Annotated in this window: 25 protein-coding genes; 9 read left to right on the plus strand and 16 right to left on the minus strand. The window is 62.7% G+C overall.

Annotated elements, in window-relative coordinates; translation table 11 throughout:
• Nucleotides 1-8: 8 nt before the first annotated feature.
• Complete coding sequence (locus tag VX159_RS06890) at nt 9-1322, minus strand: hypothetical protein (protein WP_371325233.1); 1314 nt, start codon at nt 1320-1322, stop codon at nt 9-11.
• A gap of 472 nt (nt 1323-1794) precedes the next feature.
• Nucleotides 1795-2667: an MBL fold metallo-hydrolase gene (locus VX159_RS06895; RefSeq protein ID WP_371325234.1), complete on the minus strand. Its 873-nt coding sequence runs from the start codon at nt 2665-2667 to the stop codon at nt 1795-1797.
• A 118-nt stretch (nt 2668-2785) separates the two neighbouring features.
• On the opposite strand from VX159_RS06895, the gene VX159_RS06900 reads away from it, so the two are divergent.
• From VX159_RS06900 to VX159_RS06920, 5 genes are all read left to right on the plus strand, one after another.
• Entirely contained in the window at nt 2786-3697 is a 912-nt protein-coding gene (locus VX159_RS06900; protein ID WP_371325235.1) for a LysR family transcriptional regulator, read from the plus strand.
• Nucleotides 3698-4193: 496 nt separating this feature from the next.
• Nucleotides 4194-4724 (plus strand): peptide deformylase, encoded by a 531-nt coding sequence (gene def, locus VX159_RS06905; RefSeq protein ID WP_371325236.1) that lies wholly within the window; start codon nt 4194-4196, stop codon nt 4722-4724.
• On the plus strand, nt 4721-5950 hold the full coding sequence (locus VX159_RS06910; protein ID WP_371325237.1) for a phospholipase A: 1230 nt from the start codon (nt 4721-4723) through the stop codon (nt 5948-5950). The genes def and VX159_RS06910 overlap by 4 nt, the downstream gene beginning before the upstream one ends.
• The gene (locus tag VX159_RS06915) at nt 5950-6468 is read left to right on the plus strand and encodes a YgjP-like metallopeptidase domain-containing protein (protein ID WP_371325238.1); all 519 of its coding nucleotides are present in this window, start codon (nt 5950-5952) and stop codon (nt 6466-6468) included. Before VX159_RS06910 ends, VX159_RS06915 begins: the two co-directional genes overlap by 1 nt.
• A gap of 156 nt (nt 6469-6624) precedes the next feature.
• Nucleotides 6625-7014 carry a hypothetical protein gene (locus VX159_RS06920; RefSeq protein ID WP_371325239.1) on the plus strand — a complete coding sequence of 130 codons (390 nt, stop codon included), beginning with the start codon at nt 6625-6627 and terminating at the stop codon, nt 7012-7014.
• A 211-nt stretch (nt 7015-7225) separates the two neighbouring features.
• On the opposite strand, the gene VX159_RS06925 is transcribed toward VX159_RS06920, so the two are convergent.
• The 8 genes from VX159_RS06925 to VX159_RS06960 form a co-directional block, all read right to left on the minus strand.
• Nucleotides 7226-8923, minus strand: coding sequence for a hypothetical protein (locus tag VX159_RS06925; protein ID WP_371325240.1), 1698 nt, complete (start codon nt 8921-8923; stop codon nt 7226-7228).
• A 431-nt stretch (nt 8924-9354) separates the two neighbouring features.
• Nucleotides 9355-10284 (minus strand): NADPH-dependent 7-cyano-7-deazaguanine reductase QueF, encoded by a 930-nt coding sequence (gene queF, locus VX159_RS06930; RefSeq protein WP_371325241.1) that lies wholly within the window; start codon nt 10282-10284, stop codon nt 9355-9357.
• Nucleotides 10285-10397: 113 nt separating this feature from the next.
• Nucleotides 10398-11018 carry a hypothetical protein gene (locus VX159_RS06935; RefSeq protein ID WP_371325242.1) on the minus strand — a complete coding sequence of 207 codons (621 nt, stop codon included), beginning with the start codon at nt 11016-11018 and terminating at the stop codon, nt 10398-10400.
• 83 nt (nt 11019-11101) lie between these two features.
• Nucleotides 11102-11623 carry a VF530 family DNA-binding protein gene (locus VX159_RS06940; RefSeq protein ID WP_371325243.1) on the minus strand — a complete coding sequence of 174 codons (522 nt, stop codon included), beginning with the start codon at nt 11621-11623 and terminating at the stop codon, nt 11102-11104.
• Nucleotides 11624-11654: 31 nt separating this feature from the next.
• Nucleotides 11655-12074, minus strand: coding sequence for a hypothetical protein (locus VX159_RS06945; RefSeq protein WP_371325244.1), 420 nt, complete (start codon nt 12072-12074; stop codon nt 11655-11657).
• Nucleotides 12075-12446: 372 nt separating this feature from the next.
• Nucleotides 12447-12770: an AzlD domain-containing protein gene (locus VX159_RS06950; RefSeq protein WP_371325245.1), complete on the minus strand. Its 324-nt coding sequence runs from the start codon at nt 12768-12770 to the stop codon at nt 12447-12449.
• Nucleotides 12763-13497: an AzlC family ABC transporter permease gene (locus tag VX159_RS06955; protein ID WP_371325246.1), complete on the minus strand. Its 735-nt coding sequence runs from the start codon at nt 13495-13497 to the stop codon at nt 12763-12765. Before VX159_RS06955 ends, VX159_RS06950 begins: the two co-directional genes overlap by 8 nt.
• Entirely contained in the window at nt 13488-13826 is a 339-nt protein-coding gene (locus tag VX159_RS06960; RefSeq protein WP_371325247.1) for a DUF2917 domain-containing protein, read from the minus strand. Before VX159_RS06960 ends, VX159_RS06955 begins: the two co-directional genes overlap by 10 nt.
• A 182-nt stretch (nt 13827-14008) precedes the next feature.
• Between VX159_RS06960 and VX159_RS06965 the strand changes: the two genes are divergently transcribed.
• Together VX159_RS06965 and VX159_RS06970 are read left to right on the plus strand one after the other, a co-directional pair.
• A complete protein-coding gene (locus VX159_RS06965; protein WP_371325248.1) occupies nt 14009-15448 on the plus strand; it encodes a PLP-dependent aminotransferase family protein in 1440 nt (479 codons plus the stop codon).
• Nucleotides 15449-15477: 29 nt separating this feature from the next.
• A complete protein-coding gene (locus tag VX159_RS06970; RefSeq protein ID WP_371325249.1) occupies nt 15478-16383 on the plus strand; it encodes a GGDEF domain-containing protein in 906 nt (301 codons plus the stop codon).
• Nucleotides 16384-16485: 102 nt separating this feature from the next.
• Here the strand turns inward: VX159_RS06970 and VX159_RS06975 are convergent, their stop codons facing one another.
• Entirely contained in the window at nt 16486-18507 is a 2022-nt protein-coding gene (locus VX159_RS06975; protein WP_371325250.1) for a 7TM diverse intracellular signaling domain-containing protein, read from the minus strand.
• 91 nt (nt 18508-18598) lie between these two features.
• On the opposite strand from VX159_RS06975, the gene VX159_RS06980 reads away from it, so the two are divergent.
• Complete coding sequence (locus VX159_RS06980; RefSeq protein ID WP_371325251.1) at nt 18599-19282, plus strand: response regulator transcription factor; 684 nt, start codon at nt 18599-18601, stop codon at nt 19280-19282.
• 129 nt (nt 19283-19411) lie between these two features.
• Entirely contained in the window at nt 19412-19903 is a 492-nt protein-coding gene (locus tag VX159_RS06985) for a nuclear transport factor 2 family protein (protein WP_371325252.1), read from the plus strand.
• A 104-nt stretch (nt 19904-20007) separates the two neighbouring features.
• On the opposite strand, the gene VX159_RS06990 is transcribed toward VX159_RS06985, so the two are convergent.
• From VX159_RS06990 to VX159_RS07010, 5 genes are all read right to left on the minus strand, one after another.
• The gene (locus VX159_RS06990) at nt 20008-20646 is read right to left on the minus strand and encodes a hypothetical protein (protein WP_371325253.1); all 639 of its coding nucleotides are present in this window, start codon (nt 20644-20646) and stop codon (nt 20008-20010) included.
• A gap of 148 nt (nt 20647-20794) precedes the next feature.
• Nucleotides 20795-21940 carry a hypothetical protein gene (locus VX159_RS06995; protein WP_371325254.1) on the minus strand — a complete coding sequence of 382 codons (1146 nt, stop codon included), beginning with the start codon at nt 21938-21940 and terminating at the stop codon, nt 20795-20797.
• A gap of 84 nt (nt 21941-22024) precedes the next feature.
• Entirely contained in the window at nt 22025-23176 is a 1152-nt protein-coding gene (locus VX159_RS07000; RefSeq protein ID WP_371325255.1) for a diguanylate cyclase, read from the minus strand.
• A gap of 98 nt (nt 23177-23274) precedes the next feature.
• Nucleotides 23275-24642, minus strand: a complete 1368-nt coding sequence (gene bioA, locus VX159_RS07005; RefSeq protein WP_371325256.1) for an adenosylmethionine--8-amino-7-oxononanoate transaminase — start codon at nt 24640-24642, stop codon at nt 23275-23277.
• Nucleotides 24643-24648: 6 nt separating this feature from the next.
• Nucleotides 24649-25827 carry a DUF2863 family protein gene (locus VX159_RS07010; protein ID WP_371325257.1) on the minus strand — a complete coding sequence of 393 codons (1179 nt, stop codon included), beginning with the start codon at nt 25825-25827 and terminating at the stop codon, nt 24649-24651.
• Between the last annotated feature and the right edge of the window lie 67 nt (nt 25828-25894).

A 25894-nucleotide genomic window follows, 5' to 3' on the forward strand; every position in this document is an offset into this window, starting at 1 on the left:
TTAAAATTTTAGCACTGTTTAATTTTATATGCCGGGATCGCTACATCAAAGATCCACAGTGCTGAATTGCCTGGGTGGTAGGCCTGATCATCGAGCTTGTCGATGGCGGCTGACTGGCTGGCGTGGATGTAGCCAAAATGCGGGGCGGTGGCGCTGGCGGGCATGTTCAAGGTGCTGGCGCCTATTGGCTGGTTGGCAACCAGGCTGGTGCAGCGATGGCGGTTCCAGAGTTCTCGGGTAGTTTGCTGGTGCAGATGAACTTTGTCGCTCAGGCTGGGGATCAAGAGCCAGTCGGGGCAGAGTTGATCGAGCCAGATCGTTTTGTAGTCGTTGACGCAATCTTTACAGATAGCCATCGAGAGATTGCCGATGGGGGTTTGTAGTAGCGAGGCAAACTGGCCGGGGGTGAAATCTTCGGTAAAGCCGCCAATCGAGGCCGGTGAAAATTTGTCGTGCACCAAAATGCTGCGACCGTTTGTGCCTTGCAGCAGGTGGCAGCGATTGCGGGGTTGGGATTGGCAATGAAGGTGAAAGCTGCCGAGAACGATCAAGGGAATGGTGCAGGGATTTCCTGTTTCGTAGCGTTCAAGGAGCCAGTCAGCGATGTCTTTTTGAACGGCGCAGGAAAGCGTCAGTTCCGGAAAGATCAACAGTTGTACGGATCGCTTTTCGGCCGCCAGGATTTGTTTCTGCGCTTCGGCAAAACGTTCTTTCTCTCCCATAGTGCCGGTGGCAAAGCCAATTTCCCGCCCGTGGTGGGTTTCTTTTGTCGACCAGGTAATTTGGTGCTGATCCATGAAGTAGCCGAGTGCCGCGCAGAGCGTTGCGGTTTTAGGCTTGAGCTGCTTTTTGAGTGCAGCGTTGGCGGTCGGGGCTTTTTCTGCGAGGTTGTGCACGCGCGCCGAGACTCCTTTTTCCAGTTGCTCCGGAATGACCTGGTGGTGACTTATGTAGTTGCCAAAGCGCACTGCCTGGGTTTGCTCGACTCCGCCGTGCGGGCTGCCCTGGACCAGAAAATAAGTCGCGGACTCAATCGCGATAGGAATAACCGCTATTTTTTTACGTTTGGGGGCAGCAAGCAGGCGATCAAGGGCTTCAATCACATCGGTTGGCCGGGCGAGCAGGTCGATCAGTTCCAGCAGTTCTTTGCCGGTTTCAAAATGTGCCTTGATCCGGTCGCTGACGGCCATGCGGCTTGGTTTTCTGGACCATTCATCCAGCTGTGTTCCGCCTTGGGAATAGGATTGTTGGGCGAGATGCCACAAGCGAACGAGGGCGGTTCGGTATTCCTGTTGATTGATCAGCTGGCAAACGGTTTCCATGACAACCAGTGGCGGTGAATGATCCTGGTATTGTCGCCGATGTTTTGGTCATAACCAATGCGTGCAAGGCTGTTGGTGAATTGCTTGGCACCAGCTGGAGTTTTGGGGCTATCCCCAAAACCTGTGGATAAGTCTGTGGGTGAAGCGGGGAAGGATGCGCTAAGTGCCGCTGCCACAAGCCTTTTTTCTGCTCTGCCAAAATTTTTGGCGGATTCTTAAGTGATTGATTATTCGTTGTTTTACTTGCCTTGGCTGGTTTCTGCTGAAGTCCGAACTGTCAAGAGGGGGCAGTAAAAATATTTTCTGCAGGCTGTGCGTAAACTCGCTTGACTTGCCGCTTGTCAAGCCGGTTTCGGGCGGGTTTTTGCCGTTTGTCACGGTCGACCGTGGGAAAACGCAAAAAAGCCGGCACGGCCTTGCGGGGCCGGGCCGGCATGCCGTGGGCTGAAACCCCCGGTCTGGCCTGGCCGGTTTACCAGCGCATTTCGCCCTTGTTCACCTTGGCGCCGATGTCGAGCGCGATGCCGAGGCCGGCTTGCGGGTAGGCCTTTTTCAGCGCCGCGATCAGTTCGCCAGCGTTGCTGCTGTGGGCGGCTTCCTGCTCGAAGCGGACCAGGTAGTCGCGGGTGTAGCGGAGGTTGCTGGCGTCGAGCGGGGTGCCCGCCTGCATGTGGCCGGGGATTACCACCGCCGGTTGCAGCGCCGCCATTTCGTCGAGCTGCGCCAGCCAGGCCTGGCGTTCGGCGGGCTGCTGGGTGTCGGCGGTCCACACATGCAGTTGGCCGAAGACGCCGATATTGCCGAGCAGCACGCGCTGGCCGGGAATCCACAGGTAGGGGCGGTGGGCCAGTGGGCCGTGGTTGCCGCGCAGTTCGATGCTTTCGCCGTCCACCGTCAGCGGGCCGTCCCAGGCTTCCGGCAACTGCGGCTGGCGCGGCGCGTTGGCACCCATCTTCGGGCCCCAGAAGGCGAGCTTGGCCGGCAGCTTGGCGGCGATTTTCTCGCGCACCGCCGGGCTGGTCAGCAGCGCCGCCTGCGGGAACAGTTCCTTGAGCGTCGCGGCGCCAAAGTAGTAGTCGGGGTCGGCCTGGCTGATGTAGATCGCCTTCAGCGTCTTGCCGCTGTCGAGGACGTTGGCGGCGATGCGGTAGGCGTCGGCGCGGGTGAAACCGGCGTCGATCACCAGCGCTTCGCGTTCGCCGCTGAGCAGCACCGAATTGACGTGGAAGCTGCCGGCTTCGGCGTTATAAACCTTGACCTGCAGTTCGCCGGCCTGGGCGGGCAGGGTGGTTAGCGAACTCAGGGCAAAGGCGAGGGTGCTGGCAATCAGGGTAGGGCGCAACATGGGGTTTCTCCGTGGGGTTGGTGTTGACGGAGTGGATTGTCGTTGCAGAATGCGAGCGGATAAAGGCGTTAAACTGCGCTTATCTGTTACATAAATTGAAACAATTGAGGGGCGAAAAATGGACCGATTGCAGGCGCTGGCGATTTTTGCCGACATTGCGGCCAGCGGCAGTTTTACCGCCACCGCCAGCCGGCTCGACCTGTCGCGGCCGATGGTCACTCGTGCCGTCGGCGAACTGGAACAATGGCTGGGCGCCCGCCTGCTGCAGCGGACAACGCGGCGGGTGACGCTGACCGATGCCGGCGAGCAATGCCTGCGCCGGGCGCAGCAGATGTTGGCGCTGCGCAGCGATCTGGAAGAAGAAATCAGCCCGGCCGACGGCGAATTGCGCGGCCAGCTGCGGCTGACGGCGGCGATGTCCTTCGGCCACGCACATCTGGCGGCGGCACTGGCCGACTTTCTTGCGCTGCACCCCCGGCTCAAGATCGACCTCGATGTCGGCGACCGGGCGCTGAATCTGGTCGAGGCGCGCATTGACCTCGCCTTGCGCATCGCCGCCGAGCCCGACCCGGCCCTGATCGGGCGGCCGCTGGCGCCAATTGCATCGCGGCTGGTGGCCGCGCCGACCTATCTGGCGGCGACCTCGGTGCCGCAGCAGCCGGGCGAGCTGCCGCCGCACCGCTGCCTGGGCCACAGCCACTTCGGCCGCCAGCAATGGACCCTGAGCCGGGCCGGCGAAACCTGCCGCGTCGATGTCGCCTGCCGCTTCACCGCCAACGAGGCGACGGTGCTGCACCGCGCCGCGCTCGCCGGTGGCGGGATTGCGCTGCTGCCGACTTATCTGGTCGCCGCCGACCTGGCCAGCGGCGCACTGGTTGCGGTGCTGCCCGAATGGGAATTGCCGCCGCTGACCCTCTACGCGCTCTACGCCTCGCGCCGCCACCAGTCGCCGGCGCTGCGCCAATTGCTGGATTATCTGGTGCTACGCTTTGCCGATCCCGATTGGCGGGCGCAGGCCTTGCTGGCCTGAGTGTGCGCCCGGCGGATTGTGGTCTGCGGGCCGGCATTCACGGTCAACCTGTGCGGCCGGCAAATATGCGGTTTTGGCGGTGTTGACCGTGGTAAGACGTGCCGTCGTGCGCTATCCACAAAAGCTGTGGATAAGTCTGTGAATGAGTCGGGGAGCGATGCGCTAAGTCCCGCCGGCGTAAGGGTTTTTCTTACTCTGCTGCAAACTTGGGCAAAATCCTAAGTTATTGATTTTTAAGTAACTAAACGAAATGCACGGTTTTGTGCAGCGGGCCGGGCTGTCAAGAGGCTGGTGAAAAAATATATTCGCCAACTTGTGCGTAAATGGCCTTGACTTAGCCCCTGTCAACACCTTTGGCGGCGTTTTGTCGGCCGCTCCCGGCCTGCTGTCGGGCTGGCCGGCGCCAGAGTGAGGGGAGGCGGGCGGCGGCATTTTTAAGCAAGGCCTGCGAGGCATCCCGTAAAATCCCGCTTTTCCCCTCTGGAAGTTTCCCGCCATGGCACTCCGTGAAATCCTCCGCATGGGCGACCCGCGTTTGCTGCGCCGGGCGCAGCCGGTCACGGCCTTCGATACGCCGGAATTGCACGCCCTGATCGCCGACCTGCGCGAAACGATGGCGGCGGCCGGCGGAGTCGGGATCGCTGCGCCGCAGATCGGTGTCGATCTGCAACTGGTGATTTTCGGTTTCGCCCAAAGCGCGCGTTATCCAGAGGCCGCAGCGGTGCCGCTGACCGTGCTGCTCAACCCGGAGATCGAAATCCTGCCCGGCCCGGAGGAAAGCGGCTGGGAAGGCTGCCTGTCGGTGCCGGGGATGCGCGGAGAGGTGACGCGGCCGGCGCGGATTCGTTACTCGGGCTTTGACCCGCTCGGCCAGCGCATCGAGCGCGAGGCCGAGGGCTTCCACGCCCGCGTCGTGCAGCACGAATGCGACCACCTGTGGGGCGTGCTTTACCCGATGCGGCTGCGCGACCTGAGCCGCTTTGGCTTTACCGACGTGCTGTTTCCCGAACTGGCGGGGCTGCAATGAGTGAGCGCGCCTGCTGGCCGGCGCTGCTGCCGCTGGCATTGATTTCCACGGTCCACGCCGCTGTCGGGCAAAATTCGGGCGGCGGCGAAGCCTGGCAGGCCTGCCGGCAGATCGCCGATGCTACGCAGCGGCTGGCCTGTTACGACGCCTTGCCCGCCAGCGGCGCCGGTTCCGGCGCGGCGGTGCTGCCGGTGGCGGGAGGTGCGAATGCCGGCCCGGCGCGCGGCGCATCCGGCGCGCCTGCCGCAGGTGGCGTCAGCTCAGCGCAGGTCGCCGCGAACACTGGGGGCAGTAACGGTGCAGCGGTGGAAACGGCAGCGCCACGTTTTCCGGTCAATGCGCCGGCAAATGTGCCGGCGAGTGTGCCAATCAGGGTGGCGCCGGAAGGCCTGCGGGCGGCGGGCGCCGCTATCCCCTCGCTGCTCGGCAAGGCCTGGGAACTGGACCCGGAGTATCGCGGCCAGGTGCTGCAAATCCGCCAGTACAAGCCGGTCTATGCGCTGCCCTGGTTTTCTGCCAGCCGGGCCAACCGCCATCCCAATACCCCGGCGCCCGGCCACAGCCTGCCCGAGGCCTTGCCGATCGAGTCCGGCGAGGCCAAGTTTCAGATCAGCCTCAAGGCCAAGCTGGCCGAAGACCTGCTCGGCAGCAACGGCGACCTGTGGTTCGGCTACACCCAGTCGTCGCGCTGGCAGGTCTATAACGGCGGCGTCTCGCGCCCCTTCCGCGAGACCAATTACGAGCCCGAGGCAATGCTGGTCTGGCGGACCGATTACGACCTGCTCGGCTGGCGCGGGCGGCTGTTCTCGCTTGGCATCAACCATCAGTCGAATGGCCGGGCGCTGCCGTTGTCGCGTAGCTGGAACCGGGTGATCGCCACCGCCGCGCTGGAAAAAGGCGACTGGACGCTGGCGCTGCGCCCCTGGTGGCGCGTGCGCGAGGCGAGCAGCCAGGACGACAACCCGGATATCGCCAACTACCTCGGGCGCGGCGACCTGCAGTTGATCCGCCGCTTCGGCGGGCATCAACTCTCGCTCATGCTGCGCCACTCGCTGCGCGGCGGCGAGCAGAGCCGGGGCGCCGTGCAGATCGACTACGCCTTTCCCATCGAAGGCAGCCTGCGCGGCCACCTGCAATGGTTCTCCGGCTACGGCGAAAGCCTGATCGACTACAACCACCGCGCCACCTACTACGGCGTCGGTCTCTCCCTGCTGGAGTGGTATTGATGGCGGCCAACGCACACATGGTGTACCTGCTCGGCTACCCCGAGCACCTCAGCACCCCGGTCGCGCAAATGATCGCCGACGACCGTCTCGCCGCCTGGCTGCGCCAGCGCCACCCGCAGGCGCACGAAGTGCGCAGCGACCGCGCCCTCTACGACTACGTCGAAGAACTCAAAAGCGACCACCTGCGCAACGCCCCGCCACTGGCGCGGGTGGCTTACGACGGCAAGCTGCAAACCGTGCGCAACGCTCTCGGCACCCACACCCGGATCGCGCGGGTGCAGGGCGGCAAGCTCAAAAGCAAGCGCGAAATCCACATCGCCACCGTCTTCCGCGAAGCCCCGGAAGCCTTCCTGCGCATGATCGCCGCGCACGAAGTCGCGCACCTCAAGGAGCCGGAGCACGACAAGGCTTTCTACCAGCTGTGCACCTACATCGAACGCGACTACGCGCAACTCGAATTCGAAACCCGCGCCTGGCTCTGCCTGCTCGCAGCGGGGCAGGAAAATCCCTGGGGCTAACGCCAGTGGCGGCACTTTTGCCGCAATCAAGGTTCAAAAGCGGGAGCCCTGCGCCGGCGATGCGCATTTTTCCAGGCGGTTTTACGACAGCACCCATTCCCCGGCCCGGCTCGGCGACCCGACAATCGGGAATCTAGGCTGACCAGGAGAATGAACATGACACGCTCGCATCGTTTGACCACCGGCCTGCTGTTCGCCGGCCTGCTCGCCGGCTGTGCCGGCCACACTGCCATTACCGCCGCACCGGTCCGCAGCGGCGACGGCCTGCTCACCGGCAGCAACGGCATGACCCTCTACACCTTCGACAAAGACACCGCCGGCAGCGGCAAGAGCACCTGCAACGGCCCCTGCGCCAGCAACTGGCCGCCGCTGCTGGCAAGCCAGGGCGACACCGCCCACGGCGACTACAGCCTGATCACCCGCGACGATGGCCGCAAACAATGGGCCTACCGGGGCAAGCCGCTGTACCTCTGGATCAAGGACCAGAAACCGGGTGACCGCACCGGGGACGGGTTTAACGGGGTTTGGCGGGTGGCGAAGCCTTGAGGGGGAGTTTGGTCTGACGCGAAATTGGGGGCGGGGGGCTGCTGATTTGTGTCAGACCGGATGGGCTGGGAACGACCCAATCCGGCCTTTCACTGGCCCTGAGCGCTAACGGCAGTTTTCGGATTGGTGCTGCCGTTCAGGGCAAGTGCCGAATGCCAACTGCTCAGCCATTACCCCGCCCACCGAATGGTAGCTTTTCTCCCATAAACGCTTACGCATCAAGCGCCTGCTGAAACACATTTCGAATATCCCGTAGGTACTTAGGGTCTAATTCCAGCACCGGCACTTCGAGCGTTACGTCGTCAATGGTAAGTTTCTCAAAAGCCCAACCAGGACTTAAATCGTTGCACCATCGGTCTAGTATTTCATATGACATTGCAGCAAGTCGTGCAACTGGCTCCTGTTCGTTACCGCTTCGAATCTCGCCTATAACCGCAGCCAAAAGCGGAAGATTCAGTGCGGCCATTCCCTTCATGCGCTGCCAGACGGTAGAAGTTCCAAAGCAAGACGAAGTAAGAATTGCATCGCAAACTGTAACTGCACTTACCTTTCTCTTAACAGCTTGGGAAATTAATTCATCGATGGTCGTAGAATTTTCTTGATGCAGGCGTTCCAATTGTGAAAACGCTTCGGCGATACGTGTTTCCATTGCCCTAGTCATTCGAGCGCCTTCTGGTGGAATGGCAGCCTTCGCTTGAATTTGCAGAGCCGCGTTCTCATCAGGGTTGAAAACAAGAATATCAATTTCGCCTCTTTCCCAGCACACGTTTGGCACAACAACGAGTTGCGGTATCTGCTGGAAAATCTTCACGGCCGCCGCAATAAGAGCTGGTTCCATCTCGTTTGCAATACTGCGCGAAAAAGAGTCGGGGGCCAGTTTATTTTTTACGTAAAGAAGATTCCGTGTGGACATCACGGTCCTTACTATTTGCGGACTAAACAAGTATCCATCGCCAAACTTGATAATCGGAGGAAGAAACCCATCGCCCGCCTGTGGTGCAGTTCGCGCCTTTGCGTCTACGGCGAAGAATCGCATGAGCTTGCCATACTCTTCACCCTGAAGTCTGGCGATAGAACAAATCAGACTATCGATAAAGCTGGCATCAATTAGGGGCATAATCCATTCCCATGCCTCGGCTACGAGACGCTCTTTTTCGCTCTCCGGGACGAAACGCGTCGTTGCAAAAAGCATTTCTGCTATCAGCTGACAGCAGATAGAGTAGGCGGCCCATGCGGCTCGGAACTGTCGAAACGTCTCAAACGCTACTCCAGTTGCGTTAAAAAAACCTTCTTCGCTGATGCCTAGAAACTCACGTTCGCCAGCTATATATTCGTTCTTTATAGAGTAAATTACCGACACGAAAAGCCCCATGTCGATATTTGGTGCCGTGTCAGCTAACTGATAAGTTGCATCATAATATTTCGCTACGTCAATTTCCGGCTCTTGTGGCATTGCCGTTTCACTGAGAACTATGTCACGCCAATCAAATCGGGCAATATCTGTCGAAAGATGGTTGATTGAATAAGATCGATTAGCCACTTCATGAACCAGATACCACTTTCGGTGAATAGCTGGCATCAACTCGCAATAATGCCCATACTGGAGTAGAAATTGCAACTCTGCAAAGTCCTGCAAGGTGAAGGCTTTCATAGCGTCTAGCACACCATCACCGAGACTCTCAACATCACACTTTGTTAGGAGTATGGGGAGAAGATAAGACAACCTGGAAACAAGGGCTTGACCTGCCTGCCTCCTAGGTGTTCCTCCCTTGAGGCGGTTTCCGTAGCAGAGAGCATCCAGAATGCCAAAAATGTTGGTTAGAACTGACCTTAGTGGGAGCGAAAGAATCCCCAGTTCTTTTGCTCTCTTATCGAGTTCCTCCTCAATTTCAGATAGCTTATAAGACATGTGGCAACTCCGATGCTAGGTGGGGGGCAAGTGCCGCAGAGTATAGTGGGTGTTCTACTTTCGGAAGCGGCTAACATCCGAACTGGAACAACATGAAGGTTGGCACCAAGGCAGAAGTCCGCGTTATTGGCAGATGGCAGCTCAGACCAACCAGCCTAAGTAGGTCGACTGGCAGGTTTTGGACTGAAACTGACGCTCGAATGACCATGGTGACAAGAGGCTGACCGGCAGCTTCTGGCCGATTGCTGTCGAAACCAGCATCATCAAACCCAATGCCCTCCGTAGCCAGATACAGCGAGGCCGGGCGGCGAAAACAGCGGGATTGGGGAGTCAGGGTAGCGGGGTAATCGCCGCCTGCGTAAGGCAAGAAAGCACCAATACCCAAGATTTTCCGAAGCCGCCACCCAACTCCTCAGCCCATCCGCAACCCCTTACTGCCGCACTTCCCGCGTATTGTCCGGGGCCGGGTAGTCGGGGGTGGTGGGGGTGCCGCTGCTGCGGAAGGGGTTGATGTCGAGGCCGCCGCGGCGGGTGTAGCGGGCGTGCACGGCGAGGGCTTGTGGGGCGCAGCGGTGCCACAGGTCGCAGAAGATGCGTTCGACGCATTGCTCGTGGAATTCGTTGTGGTTGCGGAACGAGACCAGATAGCGGAGCAGGCCGGCGCGGTCGATTGCGCGGCCGCGATAGCGGATGACGACCATCGCCCAGTCGGGCTGGCCGGTGACCAGGCAGTTGGATTTGAGCAGGTGCGAGTACAGGGTTTCTTCGACGATGGCCGAACTTTCCGCTGCCGCACCGGCTTGTTCTCCGGCGGATTTTTGCCCGTTTTCGCCGTCGACCGTGGTCAGCCGCTCCGGCGCCGGTTGATAGTCGCTGCAGTCGATGTCGAGGTCGTCGAGGAGCACGCCTTGCGGGTAGCCGACGCTGGCTGGCGGTTGGTCGCCGAGCGGCGCGAGTTCGACCCGTACCGGGGCGCCGGCGGCGGCCGAGAGGTCGCGGCTGAGGGTCGCGGCGACGGCCGCGGGGTCGGCAAAGGCGGTCTGGTTGAGCGAGTTGAGGTAGAGCTTGAGCGACTTGGATTCGATCAGGCGCGGGCTGTCGGCCGGGACGCGCAGGGTACCGACGGCGACCACCGGTTTGCCGCGCGGGTTGAGCCACGAGACTTCGTAGGCGTTCCACAGGTCTTCGCCGACGAAGGGCAGCGCGTCGGCACGCAGACCGAGTTCGTCGCGCTTGCCCTGGCGCGGGATCGGGAACAGCAATTCGGGGGCGTAGGTGCTGGCGTAGGCGGTGCTTTTGCCAAGCGGCGAGGCCGAGGCTTCCGGGCAGGAGGCCGGGGCGGGAGAGGCGGAGGTAGTCATGGGCGGCGATTTTACCGGCTTTGCCGGTGGCGGGAGGAAGACCTCCGTGTGCTGGTTTTTATCGATTGCTACGGTCGACCGTGGCGATCGATAAAAACCCCGGGGTAGCGGTTTTATTGGCCGGCAACCCAGTTTTTGGGCGCGGGGCGGGTCCAGACTTCGCGGCAGGTGGCGATTTCTTCGTCGCTCATTACCGGTCTGATCTGGCAGCGGGTCTCCCATGCATATTGGCGCTGGGCGGCTTCGAGCTTGGCCTGTTGGCGATCCTGCTCGCGCTTTTCGGCATCGAGGCGCTTTTTCTCTTCTGCCGCAGCGAGGGCGGATTGTTCGGCTGCCGCCTTCTGGCGCGCCAGGGTCAGCGATTCTTCAAGCTTGCGGGCAGCCTCGGCATCGGCGGCAGCCTTTTGCTCGGCTTCCCGTTTGCCGGTCGGGGCGGCGTCGGTCGCGCTGGCTGTTGTCGGCGTGTTCTGGCTGCTATCCCGTTCTCCCTGGCGCGGGCGTGGCAGCGACACGGACAGGCTCGGGCCGCCGCTGTCGTGCTTGCTCCCGGCGGCATGTGTGCTGTCGGCATGGCCGGTCGGGTGCGAACTGCTGCTGTGCGACGAGCCGCTGCGTTTGGCCTCGGCTACGCCGGGCAGGAGCAGGGCCAGGCTCAGGCCGAGGAGGGGAAGCAGGGCGGAGCGTTGCCCGTGCGGGCGACATGAGCGGGCAGTGGGGCGGGGGGCGCGAAGCATGCTGACTCCTCTGGGCAAGGCCGGAACGATCCGGCCATTTTAGCGGAATGCGGCGGCGGCAACGGGTGGGAAACCGCGCTGCGTCACTTCTTCCACTTCGCCCAGGGGTCGTCGCTGGCGGCGGCCGGGGCGCGGCGGGAGTCGGCGCGGGGGGCACTGCGGGGGGAGGGGTCGCTGCGGGAGTCGCTGCGCGGGCGGGCTTCCGGCCGTGGGCGGCGGTCGCCGTTGCGGTCATGCTCGGCGGCTTTGCGGGCGCGTTTTTCGCGCAGGCGTTCGGCGTCTTCCAGGCTCAGTTCGGCGGGCGGCCCCGGCTGTTGTTCGGGCGGAACGATGCGGTCGCGCGGCGGCAGTTCAAACTGCTCGGCCGAGGCGCGGGGCAGGCTCTTGAACTGGTAGAGGTAGAAGCCTTCGACCTTCTCGCGCGCCCAGTCGGCTTTTTTCAGGAATTTGACGGCGGCTTCGATGCTCGGGTTGGTCTTGAAGCAGTTGATGTTGAGGTAGGCGTAGAGGATTTCGTAACCGTAGTGATTGACGATTTCGCTGACCAGCTGCTTGAGGCTGACACCGTGCAGCGGGTTGTTCTGATAGTTGGGTTCGCTATTCATTGGGGCGATATGAGGAAAGAGATGGGGCGGCTCAGTGAAGGCGGGCACGGTTCTGGGCGTCGATTTGCCGCGCCAGTTCGCGGTAGGCTTCGAGAATCAGCCGGGTGGCGCGCTCGACGTCGGCGGCCTGGCTGATGCCCTTGCTCAGGCAGTAGCTGGTGACGGCAACCAGATCAAAGGGATTGTCGTTGCCGCTGTCGGCGAGGCTGGCGGCAACGGCCTGGCCAACCGCGCTTTGCTGCGCCAGTTGGATGAAGTCGGCAAAGTTGGTTTCCTGGACGACGACCTCGCTCGGGGGCAGATGCAGGGCGACATCGCGCGTCAGGTGCAGGCTGACCATGCCGCTCCAGCGCGGGGTGGGGGCGGCGAGGCCGACCACGGGCAGCGGAAAACCGGGGATGTGGGGAATCAGCGCAATACGCCAGTCTTGGTAGGGGTTGAGGTCCTGCATCGGGGTAGGCTTGGGTAAACAGGGGAAAATCCCGCTGCCGGGGGCGGTGGCGGGTCAGTTGAAAAGGTCGGGCAGGGAAGCGCACGGGCAGCTGGCAGCGGCGACTTGCCGGCGGGTCTTCCGGGCAGCGCACGGCGGCGTATTCTGCGGGCCATTGGCGGGGGCGTCAATCAAGACTCCGGTATCCGCTGGGGAGCCGCCGGGGGGCTGGCGAGCCAAGTCTGCCGGCAGGTGCAACACTGAACTGGACGCGGGTGGAGGATGGGCGTGAAGCGGAGCGCAGCGGGCGGGACATCAAGGAAGCGGGAAGGCGACTGGTTGCTACGGTCGACCGCGATTTTTGCCCAAAAGGCCGGTCGACCGTGTCAGGCCTCAGGGCAGCAGTTTTTGCAGCGCCAGCAGCACCCCCATGCCGGCGACGAAGGGCAGCCAGGGGTTGCGCCACAGGCTGGCGGCGACCACGGCGGCGATGGCGCCGGCGAGTTTGGGGTTGAGCGGTGCCAGTTGGCCGCCAACCACCAGCACGTCGGGGACGACAATCGCGGCTAGGGCCGCCGCAGGGGCGTAGCGCAGCGCGCGTTGCAGGGTCGGCGGCAGGCTGACGCGATTGCCGGCAACGATGAAGCCGGCGCGCGGCAGGGTGGTGGTCAGGCCGAGCAGGATGAAGGTCAGCCACAGCCAGAGTTCGTCAGTCATCCTTGTTCTCCTGCCAGTGTTCGGCGGCAAAACCGGCGGCAATGCCAATGCAGATGCCGGTGACGACGCCGAGGCGCAGCGGCATGTTGCGTAGCAGCGTTGCGCTGGCGCCGCCGGCCAGCGCGGCCACCAGCATCGGGCGGACCTTGGCCATTGGCACCAGCAGCACGATCAGCGCAATCGTGGCCATGAATTCGAGCGACCAGGTTTTGGGCAGCAGGTGCGCGGCATGGATGCCGATCAGCGCAAAGCTCTGCCACAGCAGCCAGCTCCACAGCCCGGTGGCGAGGTAATAGCCGAGCCGCCAGTGCGGATCGTCGGCCTTGCGCATCGGTTCGTAGCAGCAGGCAAAGCTGCCGTCGGTCAGGAAATGCCCGGCAAACCAGCGCATCGGTGTGCCGATGCCGGCAAAGCTGGGGGCCAGCGCGGCGCTGAAGATGACGAAACGCAGATTGAGCGCCAGCCCGGTGGCGACGATCAGCCACAGCGGCGCGCCATCGACGATCAGCGGCAAGGTACCCAGTTGTGCGGTGCCGGCAAAGACAATGATGTTCATGCCCATCGCCTGGGCCGGGGTGAAGCCGGCACTGGTCATCGCCATGCCGACCACCAGCGCCCAAGGAATCAGCCCGACCGACAGCGGCAGGAACGCGATAAAGCCGGCACGGGCGCCCTGCAGCCAGGGCGCATCGCCCCGGCACAGGCGGGAAAGCGGGTTTAATTGCACTGCAGGCTCCAGCCCGGGGTCAGGGTCGCTGCCCGCTCGCGGCGTTGGGCCAACAGTGCTCGCAGCCAGGGGTAGCGGACTGGCCGCAACAGCGCGACGCTGGCTTCGCCGATGCCTTCGATCAGCAGCAGGGCGTTGCGCGGAATCTCGTATTCCTCGCCCGGCATCAGGAAAATGTCCTCGGCCTCGCCTGCCAGCGTGATCCAGACCTGGCCGGCAACGCCGCGCAGGGTCAGGCCGCGGGCGTGTTCCAGGCGCAGCGGCTGGTTGTCGTGCAGTTGCAGTTCCAGCCAGGGACGGCTGGGGGTGCGGGGGGCTCCGAGTTTCATTTGAGGGCTCCTGTCGATGCGCAAGCAAAGTGCGCGGGATGCGATGAGCGATCAGTTTAGGTAAGCGTGGTTTGCTGATACAGTAGCAATAAAGTGAAATTGTGACCAATACAGTCTGTTTGTGCTGCAACTGTATTGCTTGAAAAATATGCCAACTGTGCTGTTTGCCCGGAGTCGCCGCGATGGCAGAAGAATTGCGTTATGAAAAACTGGCCGGTGAACTCGCCGGAATGATTGCCGACGGCGTGCTGACTTGCGGTGACCGCCTGCCTTCGGTGCGGCGGCTGGCCGAAGAGCGGCGCTTGTCGGTGTCGACCGTGGTTCAGGCTTTGCGCCAGCTGGAAGATCGCGGCCTGGTCGAAGCCCGGCCGCAGTCCGGCTACTTTGTCCGGCGCGCGCGCAGCGAAAACCCCGAGCCGCAAACCCGCGAAACCCCGGTTACCGCCATGCCGGTCGAGATTTCGCAGCGGATTGCCCGGATTCTGCACGACGGCAGCCGGCCGGGCGTGGCGCCGCTGGCGATTGCCTTTCCGGCCAACGAGCTGTTGCCGATTGCTGCCTTGCACCGTCTTTACGCCGGCGTTGCCCGCCGTCATCCGCACCTGCTCGAAGCCGGCAGCCACGGCCGCAACGACCTGCCGGCGCTGATCCGCCAGCTGGTGCGCCGCTCGCTGGCTTGGGGCGGGCCGCTGGCGGCCGAGGAAATCATCATCACCAATGCCTGCACCGAAGCCCTCGGCTTGTGCCTGCGCGCGGTGACCCGGCCCGGCGATACCGTCGCGGTCGAATCGCCGGCCTATTACCTGATGCTGCAATTACTGGAGAGCCTGGGCCTCAAGGCGCTGGAAATCCCGACCGACCCGCGCACCGGGATGTCGGTCGAAGCGCTGGAACTGGCTTCGCGCTACGGCAATATCGCCGCCTGCCTGATCGTTTCCAACGGCAGCAATCCGCTCGGTTGCGTGATGCCCGATGACAACAAGCGGCGGCTTGCGGCGCTGGCCGCCGAGCGCAACATTCCGCTGATCGAAGACGACATCTACGGCGATCTTTACCATGGCAATGCGCGGCCCTGGCCGATCAAGGCCTTCGACCGCAGCGGCAATGTGATGCTTTGCGCCTCGTTTTCCAAGTGCCTGTCGCCGGCCCTGCGCATCGGCTTTGTCGCTGCCGGCCGTTATGCCGAGGCGGTGGGTATGCAGAAGACGCTGAACAGCGGCGGGACCAATCCGGTGACCCAGATGGTGCTGGCCGAATACCTCGAATCGAATGCCTACGAACGCCATCTGCGCAAGCTGCGCAGCATTTATCGGCAGCAGGTGGCGGCGCTGAGCGATGCGGTCGCCCGCTACTTTCCGGCCGGTACGCGGATCGCCCAGCCGCAGGCCGGTTACGTGTTGTGGGTCGAGTTGCCGGAAGGCGTCGACACCATGGCGTGTTATGAACGGGCGCTCGCCGATGGCCTGTCCTACACCCCGGGCGAACTGTTTTCGGCCAGCGGCATGTACCGCAACTGCCTGCGCCTGAACGGCGGCAACCCGATGACGCCGGCGCTGGAGGACGCGGTGCGCCGCCTGGGCCGGCTGTTCGCTGGCGAACTTGAACAGGGGGCGGTGTTATGATGGCCTCCTCACTCACCGGAGTTGTGCCGATGACCGATCCCGCTGGCGAAACCCTGCGCTGCCAGCAACTTCCTTGCGCTGCCGAGCGGCCGCCGGCGCTGCCTGCCGGCGCTTCGCTGGTGGTGGTGCACGGCCGTCAGCCGGGGCGCCGCTATGAACTGCGCAGCAATGAAATCCTGCTCGGCCGCGATGGCGGTGCCGATCTGGTGATCGAGGATCCCAAGGTCTCGCGGCGCCAGGCCTGGTTGCGCCAGCACGAAGGGATTTTCCGGCTGCACGATTGCGATTCGACCAATGGGACTTGGCTGAACCATCAGCGGGTCGATGACCAGGGCGTGGTGTTGCAGCGCGAAGACCGGATCGTCGTCGGCGATACCGAACTCAAGTTCCTGCCGCATGATGCCGCCGAACTCGATTATTTGCGCCGGCTCGAAGCGCTGGCCCATACCGACGCGATCACCCAGGTCTTCAACAAGGGCCATATCGGCGAACTGATGGACAGCGAGTTTGCCCGCGCTCGCCGTCAGGAGCAGCCGTTCAGCTTGCTGGTCATCGACCTCGATCATTTCAAGCAGATCAACGACAACCACGGCCACGATGCCGGCGACCATGTATTGCTCGAAGCCGCGCAATTGCTCAAGCGCGAGGCCGGGGTCAGCGGCGGCATTCTGGGCCGCTTTGGTGGCGAGGAGTTTGTCGTCATCCTCAGTCCTTGCGACCAGGTGGCCGCCCTGGCCTGCGCTGAAAGCCTGCGTACTGCCGTGGCCGCCCGGCCCCTGGCTTACGAAGGCTTGAGCATCCCGCTTACCGCCAGCATCGGTGTGGCCACCGCCGACGCTGAGTGCCACAACGTCCGTGACCTTTTTCGTCGTGCCGACGCTGCGGTCTACCGCGCCAAGCGCGAGGGCCGTAACTGCGTCTGTTGCAGCAACTGAGCAGGAACTGCCGGGGGCGCATGGCCAGTGGGTTGCTTGCCGCAAGCCGCATCGCGTTTTCCCGGTTCCGCTTCCGGGCAAGTGGCCCGGCTTGCGTAAGGCTCAGGACCGGGCTGGTAACGTACCCTGACTGGGCAGGTGCAGCGCAAAGATCACTTCGCCGGCTTCGCCACGGTTTTGTAGCTCGATTTCGCCGCCATGCAGACGGGCGATCCGGCGTGCGATGTAGAGGCCGAGGCCGGCTCCCGGGCGTTGCTGTGCCTGGCGGCCGCGGAAATATTTCAGGAACAGCCGTTCGGCTTCCTCGGGCGGAATTTCCAGTCCCCGATTGGCGACCAGGATTTCCAGCCCGCGTGCGGTGTTTTTGGCCGTGACGTGGACCGGTGCGTGTTCCGGCGAGTGGCGCAGGGCATTGCTGATCAGGTTGCGTACTGCGACCCGCAGCAGTGCCGGGTCGCAGATCAATGCCGGAAGGGCTGCATCCTGTTCAAAGCTCAGCCGTTCGTCGGGCCATTCGTCGGCGATCGCCTGTAGTACTTCGCATCCTGTGCAGGGGCGGGGCTGGTAACCGGCGGATTCGGCATCGATCCGGTCGGCAGCGAGGTATTCGTCGACCAGCGAGAGCATGCGGGCTGTTGCAGTCCGCAGGTTATTGCAGCGGGCGACGGTTTTTTCCCAGGGGGCTTCAGGGTTGCGTACCAGTTGCTGGGCGGTGGTGCTGATGATCGACAGCGGGGTGCGGAACTCATGCGAGATCATCGCGGCAAACTCCTTTTGTTCCTCGCGGACCCGCTGTTCATTTTCCAGCGCGGCGCGCAACCCGTTGGCCAGCAACTGGCGGCGCTGGATTTCCTGGCGCAGGTCGCTGGTTCGGTGCTTGACCTCCTGCTCGAGTTGCTCGTTGAATGCCGTCATTGCGGTCACGGCGCTTTGCTGTGCGGCAGCGAGTTCGCTGCGCAGGCTGTCATAGCGGAAATTCAGGCGCAGGCTCATCAGAACCAGGTGGATCATGGTTCCCACTGCCGCCGCGTTGAGTGTCCAGAGGTTGGTCGGCAGGATTGTCAGGTTGCGCAGGAAGGCGATGGTGACGCCGAGGTAGAAAATCCCGAAGGCGAACAGATAAAAGCGTGCCGGACGATGACCTTGCCACAGTAGCCAGAGTGCGAGCAGGGTGAAGAAAGGGATCGAGCCGAGGGCCAGGATTTGGCCGAGAATCACCCCGGCGGCGTAGTGGCCAGCGGCAATCGTTATCGCCGCTACGCCGCCAAGCAGTGCGTAGAGCAGTTGCAGGCGGCGGCAGAAAACCGGCCAGCGGGCAGGGAGTTCGAGCTGGAGCAGGGCGAAGCGCACGCCGATGATTGGCGACAGCGCGATGGTGATCCCGAGCAAGGGATCGGACAGCCATGCCGGCATCAGGAATTGTTGTTGCGGCAGGCCGACCGTCAGGACTTCGATCCCGGCGTTGATGATCACATAGAGCAGGTAGCAGCCGCTTTGCGCTTCGCGCGTCATGCGCCAGAAAAAGGCATGAAAAATGATCAGCAGCAGGCAAGCGCCGAAATACAGCCCGTGCCAGAGTTCTTCGCTCCGCGCCTCACGTTCGTAAGCGTCAGCTTGCCAAAAGACGATTTCGCTGTTGAGGGCGTTTTTTGAGCGGAGGCGGATCAGCAGTTCGTGAACCTGGCCGGCATCCGGCGAAAAGTCGAAGAGTGGGGCACGGGTGGCGTGCGGCCAATGTTCTCGTCCGATGTTCTCGCCAGAACGCTGGACTTCCCAGTGGCCATCCGGACGCAGGAGATGAAGATCGACTTCGTCGAGCAGAGCGTTGGAAAAGGCGATCCGCCAATGGCTGGTGGCTGTTGGCGAATGCAGGCGCAAACGCAGCCAGAGATCGTCGTTACGGTAGCCGGCGCTGACCGCGCCGGGAAGCGCCTGCCAGCGCGTTGGATCGTTGAGCGCAGCCAGCGGAGGTTCGCGGCTGGTGCCGATCAGCCGGACGAGATGGCCTTGGGTGGCGATCCGTGCGCGTGCCGGGTCGAGTTCCAGCAGGGTTTGGGCAAAGCTGGGCGAAGCGGAGAAAAACAGCAGGGCAATCGACAGCCAGGAGAAAAAACGGCTTTTCATCGTGTCGACGATAGCACGCAGCTGCCGGCGAATGCCTTTCGCTCAGAATTCCTCAGGCAGCTGGCTGGCTTGGCGCGGTATCCTTCGCCGCATGAAGCGCCTCGTATTTCTCGAAGACGAAGACATCCTGCGGGAGGAAATTGCCGATTTTCTCCGCGATCAGGGCTATCTGGTCGATGCGGTTGCCAGCATTGGCGAATTCAAGCTGTGCTACAACCCCGGTCGGCACCGTTTGGCACTGCTTGATCTCGGCTTGCCCGATGGCGATGGCCGGGAATTGATCCGCGAGTTGCGCGGCCGTGGGCACCGGGTTGGCATCGTCGTACTGACTGCGCGCGGCGGCATCCGCGACAAAGTTGCCGGGCTGGAGGAGGGCGCTGACTACTATTTGGCCAAAACCGTCGATCTCGACGAACTAGCCGCGACTCTGGCAGCCCTTGCCCGCCGTCTCGGTGAGCCAGAAAAGGGCGCCTGCTGGACGCTGGAACTGGGGGCCCGCCGTCTGATTCCTCCTGGTTACCAGCCCTTGTCGTTGTCGCAGCAGGATCTGACCGTGCTGCAGATTCTCATGCAGCGACCGGGAGTTGCCGTCAGCCGGCGGCAGATCATCGAGGCGCAGGGCGAGAATTATCTCGATTACGACCAGCGCCGGCTGGATACCCAGATCAGCCGTCTGCGGCGCAAGACCGAGGAACTCTGCGGCCTGGCCTTGCCGTTGAACACCTTGCGTAATGCCGGCTACTGTTTTTTTGCTGAAGCCGAAATCGTCGCTTGAAGCCCGGATGGGGCGCTCAGAATTGCTCAGTTTTCCATCTGTCCCGGCTGGCTACAATTCGCATTGAATTTTTTTGACGTCCTTCAAGGACATTGGCCTGATCCCTGTTTTGCGTTGCGGAAATACAAAATGAAGCTTAGTCGTATCCTTTTTCTGTTAGCCATGTTGTTTGGTGCCGGTTTGCTGTACGCAGCCAGTCCGGCCGCCAAGGTCAGTTCGCCGTCGAGTGGCGGGGAGTCTGCCGAAGTGGTCGCGGCACTTAATAACTGGGCCCAGGCCTGGGCCCAGCGTGATCTTGATGGCTATTTGGCGGCTTATTCGCCGCAATTTACGCCGCGCGGACTGAGTCGCGAGGCGTGGGAAAAGCAGCGGCGGCAACGGGTCGGTCAGCGCAAGTCGATCCGCCTGAGCCTGAAGGACGTGAACATCCGCCAGATTGACGAAAATCGTGCCGAAGTGACCTTCAACCAGGCCTACAAGTCCGGCAAATACCGTGACCGTGGCACCAAAGTCCTGGCATTGGCGCGGGTCGACGGCAAGTGGCTGATCGAGGCTGAGCAAGCGCAAAAGCATAAAAGCACCAGGCTTCCCGCAAAATTGCGGCGGGCCGGCAAGGCCTGAACAATTTCCCTTTTTCCCCAAGGCGGCCTTGCCCCCCATGCGCCGCCTTGTTCCGCCGCCGGAGAGTTTTCCGGCGGTTTTTTTATGTTTTCTGCCCAGAGCAGTCAATTCTCTTGGTCTGACTGAGCAGCGGGAGGATACTTTTTGCCGGACAGACAGGGCGCTTGCGTCAGCGTAATGAACCAGGCTGCCTGCTTCAGCAGGGGCGCTTCATCCGCTGCCAGCATGACCAGGCTGCAGGGCGCACGCAGATGGCGAGCGGCGCGGGCATGGGCCACCGGGGTGCGTTTGTCGTCGGCAGCATGCAGTAACAGCAGGGGCTGGCCAAGGAAGCGCAGGGCTTCGCCGCCGGCTCGATCGATTTCGCCGCCGCAAGCGGCGATGGCCGTGACTTGCCGGTCGCGCTGGGTTGCCGTGCGGATAGCGGCCGGTGTTGTTGCATCGTAAGTGCAGAGCGCCAGGGGCAGGGCCTTCAGTTCGGATTGGCGAAGCAAGTGGGCGAGGGCCTGCAGCAGCCGTTCGCTGAGGCGAAAGATGTTGTTGCCGGCATCCGGGTAGCGGATTTCTTCCTCGTCGAGCAGCGCGCAATTGAGCAGCGCATGGCCTTGGCCGAGCAAAAATGCCTCCTGAGCTTGGTCGACCGTGACAAAGCCGGTGTGGGCGAGCAAGAGCAGGTCACGGGGAGTTTCCGGCAGCGCCAGGCGGCCATGAATGTGCGGTCCAAGGTCGATTTCCTGCCACATGTTCAGGCCCTCCGGGCGGCGTTTTCGCCGATGCTTGGTGGAATCCGCCGTAGACCGGAGGCGTAGTCAATGCCGTAGTGGCTGCCGGCTGGTGTACCAACCTGTCCGGCCGCCGTCTTTTGGCATTGCGGGCAGACGCCTGCCGGGGTCACAGCGCTGCAGGGCGTCCGGCGCCGACATCGCCGGCCAGGGTTTCGAGCGAGGCGACAACAACGCGCAGCTTGGCTTCGACCTCGTTGGGCTTGTCCCACAGTTCGTCGAGCCGGTGGCGCAGTTCCACCATCTCGCTGATCATCATGTTCTCGATGTCGGCACGGATGGCCATGTGCACGAAAGCGGCTTCAAAGTCGTCGATCAGGCCGATCATCATCTCGCGGCCCTGCTGCTGATGGGCTTGTTGCCGCTCGTAAAGATTGGCGACCGAGTCGCGGATTTCGCAGACCGCATAGCGGATTCCCTGCTGCTTGAGCAGGTTGTCGTGTTCCAGCAGCAGGCCGGCAACGCGCGATTCGATGCCTTCGCACAGGGTAGCGATGTTGTCGCGGATACGGCCGCAGCGCTCGGGGTCTTCCGGCATGTTCTTGATCAGGATGGTGGTGTGTTCGAAATTGACCACCAGTTGTTCCTTGATTTCGAGGAGGCGGCCGAGAGTGCGCAGTTGCGCGATCTGTTCGCGGTCGCTGTCGAGAATCTCGGCCTGGTTGCTGCGGGTGGTATAGCTCTCGCCTTCCCAGACAAAGTGAATGATGCCGTCGAGTTCGTATTGTTGCAGTGCGCTCAGGGCTTGTTCGCCGACCGCCTGGATACTGCGGCAGGCAAAGCTCTTGGACATGAACTCCATGACCACGCCGAGCTCGCCCATGCTGCACATCGCGGTCATCGCGACATTCTGCGCATAGGCCATCTGGGCCTTGGCTTCCTGTTTTTGCTGCAGCGATTTCTTGAACAGGCGCAGTTTGCTCAGCAGCGGGGCGCCGCCGGCCGGACGCAGCATGAAATCGTCGGCAACGAGGTCGGGATGGGCGGCTTCGCTTTCGTTGCAGAGCAGGAACTGGTAAACGTCGGAGGTATTGAAATCGTCGCGGATTTCGCGGTGCAGGCTCCAGGCATCGCAGCCCGGCAGTTGCGTGTCGAGCAGCAGGATGTCGGGCTGGCGCTCGTTGAGTGCGCTCAGGCAGTCGCTGCCGCTGGTGAATACGTTGAGTTCGAATTCCTGCTGCAGGCTTTCCTTGTGGCCGGCAATCCATGCTTGATCGGCGGTGGCAAGGAACAGAAAGGGCTTGAAACTATCCATGGTTGCGCTCCGGTTGAACCACAAATTCTATGGCATAAGCCGGACCAGTGCAGCCAGAGAATGCGAAACGGGCGTTTGACGGGGTTAGCCAATCACCCGATTGCGGCCACTCTGCTTGGCCCGATAGAGCGCCTCGTCGGCGGCGGTGAGCAGGTTTTCCAGGTCGGCACGATCGCTTTCCTGACCAAAACACGCGGCGACACCGAGGCTGACGGTGTAAGCCGGCAGTTCGGAGCTGCGTTGTTGCTCGATTTCGCGGCGAATCCGTTCGGCGACTTTTTTTGCTTCGCTCAGACCGGTTTCGGGCAGCAAGATTACGAATTCCTCACCGCCGAAGCGGGCCAGCACGTCGGGCAGGCGCAACTGTTCGCCGGCGCGCCGGGCAAAGTCCTTGATCACCAGATCGCCGATGTGGTGACCGTAGGTGTCGTTGACCTTCTTGAAAAAATCGATGTCCGAGGCAATGGCTGCCAGGGGCCGGCGGGCGCGTTGGCTGCGCGCCCATTCGATATTGGCGCGGGTGAAGAAGGCGCGGCGGTTGAGGGCGCCGGTCATTGGGTCGCGGGTGGCGAGAAATTCGAGCTCGACGCGCAGCCGCTCGTTGGCGAGCAGGATGAAGCCGATTGACAGCCCGAGGACACCGAGCGAGAACATGGCCAGGTAGGCCTGCTGGATCAGGTTGTGATCGAAAGTATCGTCGCTTTGTGCGACGTTGGTCGGCAGGGTGGCGATCCGCCACAGTGCGACGATGACCCCGAGAACGAAGAAGCCGGCGAGAAAACGATTGCCGAAACCGGCCGGCCGGGCTTGCCAGGCGAGCAGCGCGCCAAACGAGAAAAGCCCGATGTGGGCCAGGCCCATGATCAGTAACCGGCCCTGGTAGTGTGACGAGCCGTAGGTTAGCCACAGGGTCAGGAACAGGACCGCACCGATGGCGTCGAGCGCCGGGCGCCAGGTCGGTGGCTGGCCGGCGTAGCGTTGCAGGCCGATGATCAGCAGCAATTGTCCGAACAGCAGTAGGGCGCTGGCGCCGACGATGCTGAGCAGGTCGGGCAGATGCCCGCGCATCGAGGCCAGGCCGGAAGCACAGCCGATCAGCACCACCGCCCGGGCCCAGTCGCGCAGGCCCTGGATGTCGTCGGGAAAACTCCGCGCCTGCACCCACAGCACGAAAGCGCAGAGGATGCCGAACAGGTTGGCGACGAGCAGGAAGGTGCGGGGGTCGATGAATTCCAAAAAAAGGCTCAGGAAAATGCTGGCTGGGAATTGTAAGTGGCTGGCGCTGTGGGGCAAGCAAAATCTTGCGCTCTTTGTTGCTTCCTTTGCGACGCGACTTAAGCCAGGCTGGCGGCGAGCGCGGCCTCAATCGCTCGGCCAAGATGTGCGATCCCGGCATCGTCGATGATGTAAGGCGGCATCAGATAGACCGTATTGCCGATCGGCCGCAACAGGGCTTCGTGGTCGAGCGCGGCACGGTAGAAGCGGCGCGAGAAGTGCGGATCGTCGGTGAGCACGTCGAAGGCGGCGATCATCCCGCGCTGGCGCAAGTGGCGCACGCGCGGATGAGCGGCCAGTGGTGCCAGCATGGCGGCGATTTTTTGCGCTTTCTGCCGGTTGACCGTGAGAATGTCGTCTTCCCGGAAAATATCGAGCGTTGCCAGCGCCGCGCGGCAGGCCAGCGGGTTGCCGGTGTAGCTGTGCGAGTGGAGGAAGGCTCGGGCGACCGAGTCGTCGAGGAAGGCGGCGTAGATTTCGTCGCGGCAGAGGACGATGGACAAGGGCAGGTAGCCGCCGGAAATCCCCTTGGACAGGCAGAGCAGGTCGGGGCGGATCGGCCGGCCGTCGATCTCGGCCTGTTCGTGCGCGAAGAAGGTGCCGGTGCGGCCGCAGCCGACGGCGATTTCGTCGCAGATCAGGTGTACTTCGTGCTGGTCGCACAGCTGGCGGGCCAGACGTAAATATTCCGGGTCGTACATCGCCATGCCGGCGGCGCCCTGGACCAGCGGTTCGACGATCAGTGCCGCCGTGCGCGGGCCATGCTCGTCCAGCCAGGCGGCGAGCGCGGCGGCGGCGCGGCGGGCCACATCCGCCGGAGTTTCGCCGGGCTCGGCCAGGCGCTGGTCGGGCGCGGGCAGCACGTGCGCGGCGCTGCGCACCAGCGGTGCGTAGGCGTCCTTGAAAATTGCGACATCGGTGACGGCCAGCGCGCCGACGGTTTCGCCGTGGTAGCTGCCGGCCAGGCAGAGAAACTCGGACTTCTCCGGGCGGCCCCGGTTGCGCCAGTAGTGGAAGCTCATCTTCAGCGCGATTTCGGTCGCCGAAGCGCCGTCGGAGGCGTAGAAGGCGTGGCCGAGCGTGCCGCCGGTCAGCGCCGACAAGCGCTCCGAGAGTTCGACCACCGGCTGGTGGGTGAAGCCGGCGAGCATCACGTGCTCAAGGCTTTCCAGCTGCGCCTTGAGCGCGGCGTTGATGCGCGGATTGGCGTGGCCGAAGAGGTTGGTCCACCACGAGCTGATGCCGTCGAGAAAACGTCCGCCGTCAAAGTCATACAGCCAGACGCCTGCGCCGCGTGCCACCGGGACCAGTGGCAGGTGCTGCGGCTGGTGCGGATTGGCGTGGTGCTGCATCTGGGTGCACGGATGCCAGACCGCAGCCTGGCTGCGGGCCAGCCACTCGACGTTGGCGGAAGACGGGGACGACATCGGAGCCTAGTGCAGCAGGGTCGGAGTGGCGTGGCTGGCGGCTTCTTCCGGCATCTGCGCATGCACCAGTTCGCCTTCGGCGTTGGGGAACATCGGGGCGCCGCAGTCGTCGCAGAATTCCATCGGGAAGCGATGGTCGAGGAAAATCACGTCCTTGACCCCGGCTTCGCGCAGGCGGGTTTCGATTTCGCCGACGGTATCGCTATTTTCATCGTCGTTGCCGAGCAGCGGCCAGACGATGCCGTGGTACACCTCTTCACCGTTTTGCGGTCCGAGCCCGACGCGGTATTCCTCCAGGCGACGGTCGTAGCAGGGGCCGATCACCGCCCGCAATTGTTCCGGCTCAAGGTTCAGCGTGGTCTGCAGGAAAGCCACCGAAGCTTGCAGCGAATAGGGGCGCGACTGGCGGTCAGCATCGCGGCAGGCAGCGTGATAGGCATTCGGCAATTGCAGTTGCCAGGCGCAACCGGTCAGCAGCGATTCAAGATTGGCACCGCCCTGGCGCTGCCATTCCTTGAGCGCGGCATCCTTGTTGCCGTCGTTCTCGTTCCAGCGGAACAGCGGCGAGCCAGCGGGCAGCGCAATGGCGCCGATCAGGTAGCGGGCGTCGGAGAGGAAACGGTTGGTTTCGGCCATGCCGCTGCTATCGATTGCCAGATGCTGGCCGGCCAGCGCGGCGGTAGCGAGTTCCTGGGTAAGTTGGCGGGTGTCGCAATAGCTGCGCGGCAACTGGTCGGGGCTGAACAGGTAGTTGGCCAGCGCGATCCGCGCCTGACCGGCAAAGACATGCGCTCCGAGTTGTACGCTCAAGGCCTGCAGCAGCGCGGTCGGCAGGTTGCCCGAAGCAATCGAGAAGCGCGACCAGGCGAGCAACGGTGCGGCAAAGAGCAGGATATCGAAGGGCTGGCCGGCGGCTTCGACACGGCAGGATTCAGCGCGTGCCTCGATCATGTCGGCGAGTTCGTCGTGCGCCCGCGGATTGCTTTCGAACAGGCGGTCGAGCGCCGCGTTGAGGTCGTCTTCGCCGCCATTTTTGAGCAGGCTGTCGACGGCTTCGGCGAGCTGATTTTCCCAGTAGCCGTCTTCCAGTTTGCCACCCGATTCCGACAGGCCGGTGGCCAGGCGTTGCAGTTCCGCTGCGTCGCGGGAGAGGCGTTCACGGGCGCCGAAGCGGGTACGTTTCATGGGTGTTCCGAAAAAGCAAAAGCGTAATTTTACCAGCCGGTAGAATGTCCACCTTCCTGTTTTCTCA

The sequence above is a fragment of the Dechloromonas sp. ZY10 genome, from assembly GCF_041378895.1.
Taxonomy (GTDB): Bacteria; Pseudomonadota; Gammaproteobacteria; order Burkholderiales; family Rhodocyclaceae; genus Azonexus; species Azonexus aquae.